The sequence below is a fragment of the Bradyrhizobium lablabi genome (genome assembly GCF_018129385.1).
Taxonomy (GTDB): domain Bacteria; phylum Pseudomonadota; class Alphaproteobacteria; order Rhizobiales; family Xanthobacteraceae; genus Bradyrhizobium; species Bradyrhizobium lablabi_C.
This window is the reverse complement of sequence record NZ_JAFCLN010000005.1, coordinates 382,603-397,604: the sequence shown is the minus strand read 5'-3', so window position 1 is coordinate 397,604 and position 15,002 is coordinate 382,603. Positions and strand designations below refer to the sequence as shown.

General features: G+C 64.3%; 17 protein-coding genes. 11 read left to right on the top strand and 6 right to left on the bottom strand.

Annotation, left to right across the window (positions count from 1 at the left end; genetic code table 11):
- Positions 1-2 precede the first annotated feature (2 nt).
- The 4 genes from glpX to JQ628_RS13860 all read right to left on the bottom strand — a co-directional run bounded on the left by glpX (position 3) and on the right by JQ628_RS13860 (position 4,100).
- The gene (gene glpX / locus JQ628_RS13875; protein WP_212223123.1) at positions 3-1,004 is read right to left on the bottom strand and encodes a class II fructose-bisphosphatase; all 1,002 of its coding nucleotides are present in this window, start codon (positions 1,002-1,004) and stop codon (positions 3-5) included.
- An 82-nt stretch (positions 1,005-1,086) separates the two neighbouring features.
- A complete protein-coding gene (locus tag JQ628_RS13870; protein WP_212223122.1) occupies positions 1,087-2,406 on the bottom strand; it encodes a homoserine dehydrogenase in 1,320 nt (439 codons plus the stop codon).
- Between the two features lie 24 nt (positions 2,407-2,430).
- Positions 2,431-3,651 (bottom strand): LL-diaminopimelate aminotransferase, encoded by a 1,221-nt coding sequence (locus tag JQ628_RS13865; protein WP_212223121.1) that lies wholly within the window; start codon positions 3,649-3,651, stop codon positions 2,431-2,433.
- 158 nt (positions 3,652-3,809) lie between these two features.
- Complete coding sequence (locus tag JQ628_RS13860) at positions 3,810-4,100, bottom strand: hypothetical protein (protein ID WP_212223120.1); 291 nt, start codon at positions 4,098-4,100, stop codon at positions 3,810-3,812.
- 269 nt (positions 4,101-4,369) lie between these two features.
- On the opposite strand from JQ628_RS13860, the gene JQ628_RS13855 reads away from it, so the two are divergent.
- Together JQ628_RS13855 and JQ628_RS13850 are read left to right on the top strand one after the other, a co-directional pair.
- Positions 4,370-6,172, top strand: a complete 1,803-nt coding sequence (locus tag JQ628_RS13855) for a PHA/PHB synthase family protein (RefSeq protein ID WP_212223119.1) — start codon at positions 4,370-4,372, stop codon at positions 6,170-6,172.
- A gap of 69 nt (positions 6,173-6,241) precedes the next feature.
- On the top strand, positions 6,242-6,640 hold the full coding sequence (locus JQ628_RS13850; protein ID WP_212223118.1) for an MAPEG family protein: 399 nt from the start codon (positions 6,242-6,244) through the stop codon (positions 6,638-6,640).
- Between the two features lie 37 nt (positions 6,641-6,677).
- On the opposite strand, the gene JQ628_RS13845 is transcribed toward JQ628_RS13850, so the two are convergent.
- Positions 6,678-7,466, bottom strand: coding sequence for an IclR family transcriptional regulator (locus tag JQ628_RS13845; protein WP_212223117.1), 789 nt, complete (start codon positions 7,464-7,466; stop codon positions 6,678-6,680).
- 97 nt (positions 7,467-7,563) lie between these two features.
- On the opposite strand from JQ628_RS13845, the gene JQ628_RS13840 reads away from it, so the two are divergent.
- Genes JQ628_RS13840 through JQ628_RS13800 form a run of 9 tightly spaced genes read left to right on the top strand, consistent with a single transcriptional unit; the run spans position 7,564 to position 14,391 of the window.
- Positions 7,564-8,061 (top strand): ABC transporter substrate-binding protein, encoded by a 498-nt coding sequence (locus tag JQ628_RS13840; RefSeq protein ID WP_212223116.1) that lies wholly within the window; start codon positions 7,564-7,566, stop codon positions 8,059-8,061.
- Positions 8,055-8,576 (top strand): ABC transporter substrate-binding protein, encoded by a 522-nt coding sequence (locus JQ628_RS13835; protein ID WP_212223115.1) that lies wholly within the window; start codon positions 8,055-8,057, stop codon positions 8,574-8,576. Before JQ628_RS13840 ends, JQ628_RS13835 begins: the two co-directional genes overlap by 7 nt.
- Before the next feature lie 8 nt (positions 8,577-8,584).
- On the top strand, positions 8,585-9,073 hold the full coding sequence (locus JQ628_RS13830) for a MaoC family dehydratase (protein ID WP_212223114.1): 489 nt from the start codon (positions 8,585-8,587) through the stop codon (positions 9,071-9,073).
- The gene (locus JQ628_RS13825) at positions 9,063-10,685 is read left to right on the top strand and encodes an acyl-CoA synthetase (RefSeq protein WP_212223113.1); all 1,623 of its coding nucleotides are present in this window, start codon (positions 9,063-9,065) and stop codon (positions 10,683-10,685) included. Before JQ628_RS13830 ends, JQ628_RS13825 begins: the two co-directional genes overlap by 11 nt.
- A gap of 14 nt (positions 10,686-10,699) precedes the next feature.
- Positions 10,700-11,092 carry a RidA family protein gene (locus JQ628_RS13820; RefSeq protein ID WP_212223112.1) on the top strand — a complete coding sequence of 131 codons (393 nt, stop codon included), beginning with the start codon at positions 10,700-10,702 and terminating at the stop codon, positions 11,090-11,092.
- A 4-nt stretch (positions 11,093-11,096) separates the two neighbouring features.
- Positions 11,097-11,966 (top strand): branched-chain amino acid ABC transporter permease, encoded by an 870-nt coding sequence (locus JQ628_RS13815; protein ID WP_212223111.1) that lies wholly within the window; start codon positions 11,097-11,099, stop codon positions 11,964-11,966.
- A gap of 4 nt (positions 11,967-11,970) precedes the next feature.
- Positions 11,971-12,924 carry a branched-chain amino acid ABC transporter permease gene (locus JQ628_RS13810; protein ID WP_212223110.1) on the top strand — a complete coding sequence of 318 codons (954 nt, stop codon included), beginning with the start codon at positions 11,971-11,973 and terminating at the stop codon, positions 12,922-12,924.
- The gene (locus tag JQ628_RS13805; RefSeq protein WP_212223109.1) at positions 12,921-13,709 is read left to right on the top strand and encodes an ABC transporter ATP-binding protein; all 789 of its coding nucleotides are present in this window, start codon (positions 12,921-12,923) and stop codon (positions 13,707-13,709) included. The genes JQ628_RS13810 and JQ628_RS13805 overlap by 4 nt, the downstream gene beginning before the upstream one ends.
- A complete protein-coding gene (locus JQ628_RS13800; protein WP_212223108.1) occupies positions 13,693-14,391 on the top strand; it encodes an ABC transporter ATP-binding protein in 699 nt (232 codons plus the stop codon). The genes JQ628_RS13805 and JQ628_RS13800 overlap by 17 nt, the downstream gene beginning before the upstream one ends.
- Here JQ628_RS13800 and JQ628_RS13795 read toward each other — a convergent pair.
- Positions 14,380-14,991: a class I SAM-dependent methyltransferase gene (locus tag JQ628_RS13795; RefSeq protein ID WP_212223107.1), complete on the bottom strand. Its 612-nt coding sequence runs from the start codon at positions 14,989-14,991 to the stop codon at positions 14,380-14,382. The genes JQ628_RS13800 and JQ628_RS13795 overlap by 12 nt on opposite strands.
- Between the last annotated feature and the right edge of the window lie 11 nt (positions 14,992-15,002).

The following is a 15,002-nucleotide window of genomic DNA, read 5'->3' as shown; positions in this document are numbered from 1 at the left end:
GCTCAGTCGAGGTGGAATTTCTTGAGCTCGCGGTGCTCGGCCTTGATGTAGCGGACCGTGCCGGTGACCGAGCGCATCACCACGGTCTCGGTCTCGATCACATCATCCTTGCGGAACTTGACGCCGGTCAGCAGCGAACCTGTCGTGACGCCGGTGGCGGCGAACAGGCAGTCGCCCTTCACCATGTCCTCGATCTGGTAGATCATGCGGGGGTCGTTGACGCCCATCTTCGCCGCGCGCTCGCGCTTCTCTGCTGTGTCGAGCACCAGCCGGCACTGCATCTGGCCGCCGATGCAACGGAGCGCCGCCGCGGCCAGCACGCCCTCCGGCGCGCCGCCGGTGCCCATGTAGATGTCGACGCCGGTCTCTTCGGGAGAAGCTGTGTGGATCACGCCGGCGACATCGCCATCGGTGATCAGCCGCACCGCGGCACCGGTGCCGCGGATCGCCGAAATGATGTCGGCATGGCGCGGCCGGTCGAGCACCAGCGCGGTGATCGCGGAGGCCGGCACGCCCTTGGCCTTGGCGAGGCGCTGGATGTTTTCCGCCGGCGGTGCGTCGAGATCGATCACGTTCTTGGCATAGCCGGGACCGATCGCGATCTTTTCCATGTAGACGTCGGGCGCATGCAGCAGCGTGCCGCCATCGGCCATCGCCATGGTCGCGATCGCGCCCGGCATGTTCTTGGCGCACAGCGTGGTGCCTTCCAGCGGATCGACGGCGATGTCGACCTGCGGGCCGGCATTGAGGCCGACCTTTTCGCCGATGAACAGCATCGGCGCTTCGTCACGCTCGCCCTCGCCGATCACGATGGTGCCTTCGATCGGCAGCTTGTTGAGCTCGCGGCGCATCGCATCCACAGCCGCCTGGTCGGCGGGCTTTTCCTGGCCATGGCCGCGCAGCCGCGCCGCCGACACTGCGGCACGCTCCGTCACGCGCACGATCTCGAGCGTCAGAATGCGCTCGAGCAGCAATTGCGGTGGAACGGAAATATGGGTCGACATCACAGCACTCCTTGAGCCTTCCTGGCGGATTTTTATGTCCGCATATCAATCGTTTCAGCCCCAATCCGTTCGAACGGGCGCTCTAGTTTTTCTCGATCCGGATCACCTGCGGCCGGCCGCTGATCACCTTGTCGCGCTGCACCGCTTCGAGCGCGCGGTAGACCGCATCTTCGTGGGTTGCGTAGGTGATCAGGATGACCGGCACCGGCGAAGCGTTCTTCGCGGCCCCGTTTACATCGACGCCATCCGGATGCCGCTGCACGATCGATTCCAGCGAAATCTTTTGCTGGGCAAGGCGCGTGGCAATGCGCGCGGCAGTGCCGGGCAGATCGCGCGCCATCAGGCGGATGTAATAGCCGCCTTCATGGCGCTCCATCGGCGCCTTCTGGGTGTCGCGCAGCTTTTCGACCGGGCGGCCGAACGGCGTGGTGCGGATGCCGCGCGCGACGTCGGCGATATCGGCGACCACGGAGGCCGCCGTAGCGGCACCGCCCGCGCCAGGTCCGACCAGCGTGATCGGCGGAATGCCCTCGCCGTCGATGGTGACGGCGTTGGTCACGCCCATCACCTGCGCGATCGAGGACGATTTTGGCACCATGGTCGGATGCACGCGCTGCTCTATGCCCTTGGCCGTGCGCACGGCAACGCCGAGCAGTTTGACGCGATAGCCGAGCTCTTCGGCGGCGCGCAGATCTTCCGGTTTGATCGAGGAGATGCCTTCGACATTGACCGCGCTCTGCGACACCTTGGTGCCGAAGGCCAGGCTCGCCAGGATCGCCAGCTTCTGCGCGGTATCGTGGCCGTCGACATCGAACGACGGATTGGCTTCGGCGTAGCCGAGGCGCTGGGCGTCCTTCAAACATTCGGCAAAGGACAGCCCCTCCTGCTCCATCCGGGTCAGGATGTAGTTGCAAGTGCCGTTGAGGATGCCGTAGACGCGATTGACGCTTGTGCCCGCAAGTCCCTCGCGCAATGTCTTGATGATGGGGATGCCGCCCGCCACGGCCGCCTCGTAGTTGAGCGCGCCGCCGTGCTTCTCGGCCGCCTTCGCCAGCCTGACCCCATGCTTGGCAATCAGGGCCTTGTTGGCGGTGACAACCGATTTGCCGGATTTGAGCGCCGCCTCGATCGCTGAGAATGCGGGGTCACCGGCACCGCCCATCAGCTCGACGAAGCAATCGATGTCGGGATCGTTGGCCAGTTCCAGCGGATTTCTGGCCCACGCGATGCCGTTCAGATCGACGCTACGCTTCTTGACCTTCGAGCGTGCGGTGACGGCCGTCACCCGCACGCCGCGGCCGCTGCGCGCCGACAGCATCCGGCCTTGCTCTTCGATCAGGCGAACGACTTCGGCACCAACGGTGCCAAGCCCCGCGATACCCACTTTCAGGGGTGCGACCATGGACAGAAAAACCTAGAAAACGGATTAGCGCCGGTTGGCGAGAGGAACCACGTTGTGCAACGTTTCGATGCCGCTTTCAAGGAAGCGGCGCACACCGCGCGCGGCCTGCCGGATTCGCTGCTCGTTTTCCACCATGGCGATGCGGACATAGCCCTCGCCATGCTCGCCGAAGGCAACGCCCGGCGAAACCACCACACCAGACTTTTCCACCATCAGGGTCGCAAATTCCATGCTGCCGATGCTCTCAAACGCCTTCGGCAGCGGCGCCCAGGCGAACATCGAGGCCTGCGGCGGCGGGATATCCCACCCCGCGCGGCCGAACGATTCGACCAGCGCGTCGCGGCGCTTGCGGTAGGTCTCGCGCATCTCGCGGATGCAATCCTCTGGGCCGTTGAGCGCAGCGGTCGCCGCCACCTGGACTGGCGTGAACGCGCCATAATCGAGATAGGACTTCACCCGCGCCAGCGCCGCGATGATGCGCTCGTTGCCTACGGCAAAGCCCATGCGCCAGCCGGCCATCGAAAACGTCTTCGACATCGAGGTGAATTCGACGGTAACGTCCATGGCGCCGGGAACCTGGAGCACCGAGGGCGGCGGATTCTTGTCGTCGAAATAAACTTCCGCGTAAGCGAGATCGGACAGGATGAAGATGTCGTGCTTCTTCGCGAAGGCGACGAGGTCCCGGTAGAAATCGAGATCGGCGACATAGGCGGTCGGATTGGAGGGATAGCAGACGATCAGCGCGATCGGCTTCGGGATCGAATGGATGATCGCGCGCTCCACCGCCTCGAAGAATTGCGGCGTCGGCTCCGACGGCACCGAGCGGATCACGCCGCCAGCCATCAGAAAGCCGAAGGCGTGGATCGGATAGCTCGGATTCGGGCAGAGCACGACGTCGCCCGGCGCGGTGATCGCCTGCGCGACATTGGCAAAGCCCTCCTTGGAACCGAGCGTGGCAACGATCTGGGTGTCGGGATTGAGCTTCACGCCGAACCGGCGCGCATAATACCCCGCTTGCGCCTTGCGCAGGCCGTTGATGCCGCGGGAGGCCGAATAGCGGTCGGTGCGCGGCTTGCCCAGGACCTCCTTGAGCTTCTCCAGCACATGGGGCGGCGCCGGCAGGTCCGGGTTGCCCATGCCCATGTCGATGATGTCGGCCCCGGCGTTCCGCGCGGCCGCCTTGGCCTGGTTGACCTTCTCGAACACATAAGGCGGCAGACGACGGATGCGGTAGAATTCTTCCATGGGTCTCGAGCTCCGGGCACGGCAGGCATCGCGTCAGGCGGCCGAACCGATTCCGGGCCGAAAAGACGCTTCGATCAAGGATTTAGGGCGATTCTGGCGCCAAACCGTTGAATCCCAACGTTTTAGCACGCGCGCCCGGTGTTGCCAGCAGTTTTGGGCTACTTGGCGGCGCCGTTTTGCGCGGCGGTGGTGGCCTGACGGTCTCGCGCGGCCTTCAATTCGGCCTGGATCTTCTGTTGTTCGGCCGGCTTCATCGCCTGTTCGTCGCGGTCGGGCGGCAAGTCGTGAACCGGAAGGTAAGAACCAGCCTCTTTCGGCCGCGGCGGCGCATCCGACGGCGTGCCGAGGCTCGGCAGATCGGCCACCGATGTCGAGCAACCGCCGAGGGCGAGTGCCGACACGAACAGCACCCCCATCGCCAGCCCCCTTATCGTTCGATCCACCGGCATCGGTCCCCAAACTCCAACTCGCAAGCTTCGGTGGTACGAGCCTTGCAGCGACGAAACGTCGGCCGCCGGTATCCTACCACATCCGTTCAAACCTTTGTCGCCGGAAGCGGTTAAAGGCTGGACGGCACCAGACCGGAGCGTTGCGGCTTCAATGTGTCAGAAAGGCGATGCTTTGTCGCACTGCAACACACGATTGGATGAATTAACCAAACGCGTCTTCACCGCACCGCGCGATGACGACGCCTTGTCGAAGCGATAATGTTCTCCGCATGACTGACGTTGCGAGCGACACCAATACCGAAAAGAAATTCAACGCCGAAGCGTTTGCGATGAACATCGCGCGCGCGATGGAGAGCAGCGGCCAGGCGCTCGCTGCCTATCTCAAGCCGCGCGAGGGCGGCGAGGCCAAGGACAAGCCGCCGTCTGAACTTGCCGAAGTGATCAAGACCTTCAGCTCGGTTGCCGAATACTGGATGTCGGACAAGGATCGCGCCGCCGATCTCCAACTGAAGATCGGCAAGGCTTACCTCGATCTCTGGGGTTCTGCGGTTCGCCGCATGGCCGGCGAAGATGCAAAACCCGCGATCGAAGCCTCCCCGCGCGACAAGCGCTTCCAGGATCCGGAGTGGAAATCGAACCAGTTCTTCGATTTCGTGAAGCAGCTTTATCTCCTGACCACGCAGTGGGCGCAGGACCTCGTGCAGAACGCCGAGGGGCTCGATCCGCATACCCGCAAGAAGGCCGAGTTCTACGTCCAGCAGATCTCCAACGCGATCGCGCCGTCGAACTTCGTGCTGACCAATCCGGAAGTGCTGCGCGAAACGCTGGCCTCGAACGGCGACAATTTGGTGCGCGGCATGAAGATGCTGGCGGAAGATATCGAGGCCGGCCGCGGCACGCTTCGCATCCGCCAGTCCGATCCGACCAATCTCGCCGTCGGCGTCAACATGGCGACGACGCCCGGCAAGGTGATCTACCAGAACGATCTGATGCAACTGATCCAGTACACGCCGAGCACCGAGAACGTGCTGCGGACGCCGCTGCTGATCGTGCCGCCCTGGATCAACAAGTTCTACATCCTCGATCTGAAGCCGGAAAAATCCTACATCAAATGGTGCGTCGACCAGGGCATCACCGTGTTCGTGATCTCCTGGGTCAATCCGGACAAGGAGCTCGCCAAGAAGACCTGGGCCGACTACATGAAGGAAGGCCCGCTCGCCGCGATGGACGTCATCGAGAGGGTGACCGGCGAGATGAAGGTGCACACCGCCGGCTATTGCGTCGGCGGCACCCTGCTCGCTTCCACATTGGCATATCTCGCCGAAACGCGCCGGCAGCGCGTGACCTCGGCGACATTCTTTGCGGCGCAGGTCGACTTCACCCATGCCGGCGATTTGCTGGTGTTCGTCGACGAGGACCAGATCTCGGCGCTCGAGCGCGACATGGAAGCGACCGGCGTGCTGGAAGGCGGCAAGATGGCGATGGCCTTCAACATGCTGCGCTCGAACGATCTGATCTGGTCCTATGTCGTCAGCAATTACCTGAAGGGACAGCAGCCTTCCGCCTTCGACCTCTTGCACTGGAACTCCGACGCGACGCGCATGCCGGCGGCGAACCATTCCTACTATTTGCGCAACTGCTATCTCGACAATCGCCTGTCGACCGGCAGCATGGTGCTCGACAACACGCTGCTCGACCTGTCGAAGGTGAAGGTGCCGGTCTACAATCTGGCAACGCGCGAGGATCACATCGCGCCGGCGGAATCGGTGCTGTACGGCTCGCAATTCTTCGGCGGTCCGGTGAAATATGTGCTGTCAGGCTCGGGCCATATCGCGGGCGTCGTTAATCCGCCGTCGTCGGGCAAGTATCAGTACTGGACCAACGACAACATCAGGGACATCAAGCTGGCCGACTGGATCAAGGGCGCACAGGAGCACAAGGGCTCGTGGTGGCCGGACTGGCGCGCGTGGCTGGAAAACATCGACCCCGAAAAAGTCCCGGCCCGCGCGGTCGGCGAGGTGCTGCCGCCGATCGAGGATGCGCCCGGCAGCTATGTGCGGGTCCGCGCGTAGCGCGAAGCGGCGCGCTTGGCTATAAACGGATATCCCGCACCGGGAATCGAAATCAGTTAGGGGGAAGCGATGACGCGCGAATTGTTCTGGCTGACGCTGACGGTGATCCTCACCGGCCTGTTGTGGGTCCCCTACATCATCAACCGCTGTCAGGTGCGCGGCCTCGCCGGCGCCATGGCCAATCCCTCGCGCAACGACAAGCCGCAGGCCGACTGGGCCAACCGCCTGATGTTCGCGCACGACAATGCGGTGGAAAATCTCGTCGTGTTCGCACCGCTGGTGCTGATCCTGAGCGATCTCGACTATTCGACGAAATGGACCGCGCTGGCCTGCGCCGTCTATTTCTGGTCGCGCGTGGCGCATCTGATCGTATACACGATCGGCCTGCCGGTGTTCCGCACGCTCGCCTTCACCGTCGGCTTCCTGGCGCAGGCCGTGCTGGCGCTGGCGATCTTCAAGGTGCTTTGACCGACGCAAGTTCGGCTTACCGGTCGTCGCGTTCCAGCTATTTGGCCGAGGGCTCGCGCAGCGCCCTGCCCAGTTGCTCGACCGCCTCCTGTAGCATCGCCACGGATTGCGCGACCGGCCGCCGCTTCACCCGGTCGATAAAGCCGGCCGTGCCGACGCTGTAGATCACCCCCGCGTCGGCGATCGGTATCGGCACCGCGATCGCCCCAAAACCGATCTCCATCTCGTTCCAGCAGGTGGCGTATTTTCTCCGGCGCACAGCCGCGTATTCGCGGTTGATCTCGTCGCGATCGACCTTGGTCTCGGACGTCAGTCTCGGAAGCGGCGCCGACAGCACGCGATCGATCAGCCCATCGGATTGAAAGGCGAGGATCGCCTTGGCCGATGCCGCGACGTGCGGCGCCAGAATGTGTCCGGGCACGACGTGCCCGCGCAGTCCGCCGCTCGGCGCCGCCCACGCCACGGAAACCACCTGCGTTCCCACCAATCGCGCCAGGTAACAGGTGTCGTCGAACTGGTTGGCGAGATGGTCCAGCACGGGCTGCACCGCGATCGCCAGCCGCGACGCATCCGTCCCGGCATGCAACAGCCGCAGCATCCGCTCACCGAGCTGATAGTCTTTCCGCCTGCCGCCATTGTTGGCCAGTAATCCCGCGCGCAGCAGGTTCTGTAGCAACCGATGCGCGGTGCCGAGCGGCAGATTACAGCTTTGCGCGATCTCCGAAACGCTGGCGCCATTTGCTGAAATCGCGACCGCCTCGAGCGCCCTGAAATAACGCTCGAGCGGTGACGCCTCCACCGCTGTTTTTGCCGATTTATTGGCCACGAACTGCCTCTCCTGTCGCATTGACATCACAAATCCCTAGCCCTAGCCTTCTCAATAATCAAGAAATCTTTCCGATTATTGAGAAATGGAGATGTCGATGAGCGATTACCCTTCTGACCGTCGCCAGGCCCTGAAGCGCGCGGCGGCCGGTGTCTGCGGCGTTGCGATGCTGTTGCTGGCAGGTGAGGTACGCGCGGAGCCCGGCGTCACCGACAAGTCGATCAAGGTCGGCATTCTCGGCAGCCTGAGCGGCCCGCTCGCCGTGTTCGGCACCGGCAATCTCGCCGGCGCGACCATCGCCTTCGAGGAGGCCAATGCCGCCGGCGGCGTCAACGGCCGCAAGATCGAATGGGTGTCGCTCGACGACGAGTCCTCGCCGCCCAAGGGCATCGCGGCCTACAAGAAACTGGTCGATCAGGACCAGGTGTTCGCCGTCTATGGGCCCGCTGCCAGCGCCGTCGGCCAGGCGCTGGTCCCGACGTTCAAGCTTTCCAAGACGCCGACCTTCATTTCGGTGTTCTCCACCCCCGCCGTCACCGAGCCGCCGATCCCGATGGTGTTCCGCACCGGGCCGATGCGGCGCCGGACGTGCTGATCGTGTACGGCTATCCCAATCCTTCCGCCATCATCACCCGGCAGGCCAAGCAGCTCGGGCTGAAGGCGACCGTGATGGGCGCCAACTCCGCCGGCAGCCGCGCATACCCGAAGATCGTCGGTGAAGCCGCCGCCGGCACCCAGAACATCGTCACGCTAAAAGTGCTTCCCGAAGGCGACGATCCTGCCGCGGTCAAATTCCGCACCGCGTTCGAACAGCGCTTTCCGGACCTCGCCCGACAGGGCCGTCCCGACCTCGGCGACGTGCTCGGTTATGGCGGCGCCCAGGTGTTCATCGAGGGCCTGAAGCGCGCCGGCCCCCAGCTCACCCAGGCGGGCTTCATCAAGGCGCTGGAGTCGTTGAAGGGATTTGAGACCGATCTCACGCTGCCGACCACCTTCAGCGCCACCGAACGCGAAGGCAACCAGTCGGCCCGCATCGTCGAGATCCAGCCCGATCTCAGCCGCAAGCTGCTGCCGGCGGTGGTCCGAGCCGAGGATCAGGCTGCAAAGTGAACGCCGCCGTGAGCTCAGACCAGACACAACTGTTCGCCGACGATCTGACCATCGGTCAGAAATTCGGCGGCGAACCGCGCACGGTCGGCGACGCCGCGTTCAAGGCGTTCGCCGACTTCACCGGTGACGATCATCCCATTCATTATGACGATGCCTATGCCGCCAAGACCCGGTTCGGCAAGCGGCTGGCGCATGGATTGCTCGTGATGTCGATGACCGCGTTCGGCGCGACCGCAATGTCGCATCGCTTCGAGGATTCGATGGTGGCGTTCCTCGACCAGGCCGGCCGGTTCATCAAGCCGGTGTTCGTGGACGACGTCCTGACCAGCCATTTCGTGGTGGCGTCGATCGCCCGCAAGCCGGGACGCGACAGCGCGGTGGTGCGCTTCGACGTTACGCTGACCAATCAGGCGGGAGATGTCGTGCTACAGGGCCACCACGTCTACATGCTGCTGTGCAAGTCGGCCGCCAGCTCAGGGTTGCCGCATGCCGGCTGAGACCTATGCTGAAGCGGTCGCGAAATTCGACTGGGCCAAGGTGCGCAAAGCACTCGGCTGGAAGGACGGCGAGAAGGTTTCGCTCGGAAACTCGATCGTCGATCGCCACGCCGACAGCGGCCGCCTCGCCCTGATCGCGGTCGATCTTGCCGGCAATGAACGGCGGCTGACTTACAAGGACCTCTCGGAAGCCAGCAACCGGTTTGCCAATCTGCTACGCAGCCTCGACATCTCACCGGGCGACCGCGTCGCCGGATTGATGCCGCGCGGGCCGGAGGTGCTGATTGCCATCATCGGCGCGCTGAAGGTGGGCGCGGTCTATGTGCCCGTGTTCACGGGCTTCGGGCCCGATGCCGTCAAGTTTCGTCTCGACCATTGCGGCGCCAGCGTTCTGGTGACCCACGCGGCGGTGTCGCATCAGGTCCCGGCGGACGTCACCGCACAGGTCATCTGCGTGATGCAGCCGGACAAAACAGTGCCGGAATCATGGATCGACCTGGCGCAGGAACTGCCAAAGCAATCCGCGCGCTTCGACTGCGTGCTGCGCGACCGCGACGATGCCGCGGCGCTGATCTACACATCAGGCTCGACCGGCCAGCCGAAAGGCGGCACTATCGCCGTCAATTTCCTGGCCGCGATCGCGCCCTACATCTCCACCGGCCTCGATCTGCGGCCCGACGACGTCCTGTGGCCGACCGGCGATCCCGGCTGGGGATATGGTTTCGTGTGCTATCTCGGCGCCTTCGCGACCGGGGCCACCGTAATTTGCGTGGAGCAAAATCCGACCGCCGAAATCTTCCTGTCGGTGCTCGAACGCTACGGCGTCACTAACCTCGCGACCACGCCGACGTTGCTGCGCAGCGTGCTGGTGCTCGACGACGCACAATTGAAGGCGCGCCGGACCAAGCTGCATGCGATATCGAGTTGCGGCGAACCGCTCAACTCCAAAGTCGTGGAATCCTTTCAGCGGGTCTGGTCGCTGACGCCGATGGATCATTTCGGCGCCACCGAATATGCGCTGCCGATCGGCAATCACAATGCCGTCGCGATGGCGGTGAAGCCGGGTTCGATGGGATTGCCGGCGCCGGGATTCCGCATGGCTATTGTGGACGAGCACGGCAATGAATGCCCGGCCGGCGAAGTCGGCTTCATCGCCAAGCGATCCGATCCCGATTGCCGCTACTGGCTGAATTACTGGAACGATCCCGCCGCCACCCGCGAACTGGTGCGCAACGGCTGGATCGTCACCGGCGATCTCGGACGGCGCGATGAAGACGGTTACTTCTGGTTCGAGGGCCGCGCCGACGACATGATCAAGAGTGCGGGCTACCGGATCGGGCCGTTCGAGGTTGAAAGCGCCCTGCTCAAGCATCCCGCCGTGGCCGAGGCCGCCGTGATCGGCAAGCCGGACGAAATGCGCGGACAGGTCGTCAAGGCCTTCGTGGTGCTGCGTCCCGGTTTCACGGGCAGCGATGCCTTGTCGGACGAACTGGTGCACGCCGTCAAATCCACCGTCGGCAAGCATCAATATCCGCGGCTGATCGAATATGTCGACGCACTGCCGAAGACCGAGACCGGCAAGATACAGCGCTTCGCCCTGCGTCAGCGCTGAACCCAGGAGGACACATGCCGACCTACACGCCCATCATCCCGAACCCCAACTGGCCCGAGCGCCTCACCTTCTCTCCGGCGGTGCGCGTCGGCAACCTTGTGTTCCTCTCGGGCACCACGGCTACCGCCGACGACGGCGTGACCATCGTCGGCCCCGGCGATATCGTGGCGCAGACCCGCAGGATCTTCGAGAAATTCGAGATCGTTCTGCGCAGCGTCGGCGGCGACCTCCGCAACCTCGTAGAGACCACCGACTACGTGCTGTCGCTGGACGACTACAAGAAGACCGCGAGCCTGCGGCGCGAACTGTTCAAGGGACCGCCCTGGCCCGCTGCGACCGGCGTTGTGGTGAGCGGGCTGGTGCGTCCGGACGCGCTGATCGAAATCAAGGGTATCGCGGCGCTGTGATCCGATGCTGGCGCAGGTCCTCGTAAGCTCGGTGACGGCGGGCGCGGTCTACGCGCTGATCGCGCTTGGATTCGTGCTGATCCACAAGGGCACCGGCGTGGTTCATTTCGGCTACGGCGATCAAGTGACGTTCGGGGCCTATCTGGTGCTGATCGCCCAGATGGCGGTGACCGGATTGCCGTTCTGGCCGGCGGTCTTCATCGCGCTTGTCGTGTCCGCGCTGCTCGGCGCGCTGATCTATGGCGGCTTCATGTGGCCGCTGCGAAACGCCTCGCTGCTGGCGAAGATCATCGCCAGCCTTGCGCTCGGCACCGTGCTGCGCGAATTCGTGCGCGCCTTCATGGGACCGAATGCCTGGCCGTTTCCGTTCCTGCTGTCGCAGACCGCGGTTCCCGTCGGCGGCGTTCTCGTGGTGCCGGCCAATCTCGCCATCGTCGGCGTCTCGCTCGGGATTCTCGCCATCCTGTTTCTGCTGTTCGAGAAGACGCTGTTCGGCAAGGCGATCATGGCCGCCTGCGACAATCGCATCGGCGCCAGCCTGATCGGCGTACGCGTCTCGCATGTGTTCCTGCTGATCTGGGTGGTCGCGTCCGTACTGGCGACGGTCGCCGGCGTGCTGGTGGCGCCGCTGCTGACGCTGTCGCCCGACATGGGCTTGATCGGCATCAAGGGATTTACCGCCGCTGTGCTCGGCGGCTTCAACAGCCTGCCCGGCGCCGTATTGGGCGGCATCCTGCTCGGCATCCTCGAAGCGCTGGTGGGCACCTACATCTCGAGCGCGCTCAAGGACATGATCAGCTACGGCATCCTGATCGCCGTCATCCTGATCCGGCCGCAAGGGTTGCTCGGCGGCTTGCTGGTCAAGAAGGTATAGCGCCATGCCGCTTCGCCCCCTGCTGTTCGCCGCCGCCATTCTGGCCTTCTTCGCCGCGCCGCAACTGCTGCCAGAGTTCTATCTGTTTCAGATCTGCCTGATCGCCGGAACGGCGCTGGCGGTGCTCGGGCTGGTGGTCGTGACTGGTCTGGCCGGACAGATTTCGCTGGCCCAGTCCGCTTTCGTCGCGCTCGGCGGTTACGGGGCTTCGATTCTGGCGGCGTCCTGGGGCGTGCCGCTGTGGGCGGGCATTCCCGTGGTGGCGGTGGTGGTCGCAGGGCTCGGCTTCCTGCTCGGCCAGATGACGCTGCGCGTGGCCGGCCATTACCTTGCACTGGCCACGCTCGCCGTCACCGCCATCGTCCAGCTTGCCTTGATCCATTGGGAAGCGCTGACGGGTGGCGCCGCCGGCATGGCGGTGCCGCCGTTCGAAATCATGGGCCGCGCGCTCACGAGCGGTCGTGAGCTCTATTATGTGATCGTGCCGGTGACGGCGCTGTTCATCCTGACCGCGCAGAACCTGATCGCGTCGCGGTTCGGGCGGGCGCTGACCGCGATCCGCCAGAGCGAGACGGCCGCAGAGGCGATGGGGCTCGACGTGCTGCGCTACAAGGCCGCCGCATTCGCCGCCAGCGCCTTTCTCGGCGCGGTCGCCGGCGGCCTGCTGGCGCCGCTGTCGACCTACCTCGATCCGGCCCAATACGGCATCACCTACGCGATCTATTTCCTCGCCATCGCCGTGGTCGGCGGCATGACGTCACCAACAGGCGCGGTGATCGGCAGTGCCGTGTTCGTGCTGTTGCCGAATTACCTGCAAGCGTTCCAGTCCTATCTCGGACTGGTGTTTGCGCTGCTGCTGCTCGGCTTCATCGTGCTGCGTCCCAACGGATTGTCGAGCCTGCCATGGCTGCGTCAGGCCGGCGCGTTGCTGCATCGGACCACGGGGCCAAAACCATGACCGAGGCCCTGCTCCGCATCGAGAACGTCAGCGTCCGCTTCGGCGGCCTGGTGGCGCTCGATTCCGTTACACTGGAAGTGGCGCCAGGTTCCATTCAGGCGGTGATCGGTCCCAACGGCGCCGGCAAGAGCACGCTGCTCAACGTCATCACCGGGCTCTATACTGCCTCCGGCGGCAGCATCCTGTTCCGGGGCGAACGCATCGACGGCCGCACTCCACACGCCATCACCCGCCGCGGCATCGCGCGCACCTTTCAAAACACCGAACTGTTCGGCGAAATGACCGCGCTCGAGAATGTCATGATCAGCCTCGATCGCTTTTACGCCTATGGCGGCGTGACGGCAGCGTGGCAAGGCCGGCACTACCGGCAGATCGAAACATCCGCGCGCGATGAGGCTCGGGAATTGCTCGCGCTGGTTGGCCTTGCCGGCGACGAGAACGAGGCGGCAGCGACGTTGCCGTTCGGCAAGCAGCGGCGGCTGGAGATCGCGCGTGCGCTGGCGACGCGGCCGGGGTTGCTGCTGCTCGACGAGCCCGCCGCGGGCCTTCGCGCCGCCGAAATCGATGCGCTCAATCGCATCCTGCTCGATCTGCGCGCGCAGCGGCAGATCTCGATCCTGGTGATCGATCACGTGATGCCGCTGGTGATGGCGATCTCGGACCGCATCGCCGTGCTCAATTTCGGCCGCAAGATCGCCGAAGGAACGCCGGATGCCGTGCGCCGTTCGCCCGACGTGATCGCAGCCTATCTCGGGGAGAAAGCGGCCCATGCTGTCGGTTCGTGACCTCCATGCCGGCTACGGCAACAAGACGGTGCTACAGGGCGTCAGCCTCGATGTCCCACAGGGCGCCGTGATTGCTCTCTTGGGAGCCAACGGCGCCGGCAAGTCCACCCTTTTGAAGTCGATCGTCGGATTGCTGGAGCGCAGCTCCGGCACGATCGAGTTGAACGGCCATCCGCTGCCCAATGCGACGCCGGACCGCGCGCTGAAGGCGGGCGTCGCACTGGTGCCCGAACAGCGCGAATTGTTCCTGACACTGAGCGTCGAAGACAATCTGCGGCTCGGCGGCTTCTTGCGCCGCCGCTCGCATCAGCTCGACGCCGAATGCGAGCGCCTGCTGACGATCTTCCCGGCCTTGCGCAAGCGCACCGCGCAGCCGGCCCGAACCCTTTCCGGCGGCGAGCAGCAGATGCTGGCGATCGCCCGGGCGCTGATGGGGCGACCCTCGATCCTGCTGCTCGACGAGCCGTCGCTGGGTCTGGCGCCGAAGATCGTCGAGGAAATCTTCGACATCGTCCGTCAGATCAGGGCCGAGGGCACTGCGGTCCTGCTGGTCGAGCAGAATGCCGCGATGGCGCTCGACGTCGCCGAATACGGCTATGTCATGGACCTCGGCGAAGTCACCATGAAAGGCAGCGCCGACGAGTTGAAGGCCTCGTCAATGATCAGGAATTCATACCTTTGAAGGCGTTCCTCCACGCTTTCGCGCAACAGCGAACAGCATGGGCGCCATCATGCCGTCGAAGCCTTTGACGTCGCCGCTCTCGATGCCAAGCGCACTCCAGTCTCCCGCCTTGGCATAAGTGGAACGCAGCCATTCTTCCGAGGGATAATTGTAGTACCGATCAAGCTGATCGCGTCCCTCGGCCTCGCCGGTCTTGTAGCTGGCAAAGAAGCGGCCATCGCTTTTGAGCGCGCGCCAGATCAGCGCCAGGATACCGACAAGCTGGTCACGCGGAACGTGCAGCAGGCAGGCATTGGCCCAGACGGCATCGTATGCTCCGACCGCATCTATCTCGTGAAACAGCAGCGTCTCGACCGGGCGGCCAAGACGTTTCGACGCAACGGCCGCCATTTCCGGCGAACCGTCGGTGGCGCGAACATCGAAGCCGCGCGCGATCATTTCCGCGGTGTCCCCGCCCGCCCCGCATCCAAGTTCGAGGATGGTTGCGTTGGGCGGCAAGTCAGCGAGAAATCTACCCATCCGCTCGCGGCGCGAGGTGATCTCGCGCTGCGCATAGGCTTCGGCGTTGCGCCGGTAGAATTGCAGCGTGTCGTGATCCACCGGCGCTTTCC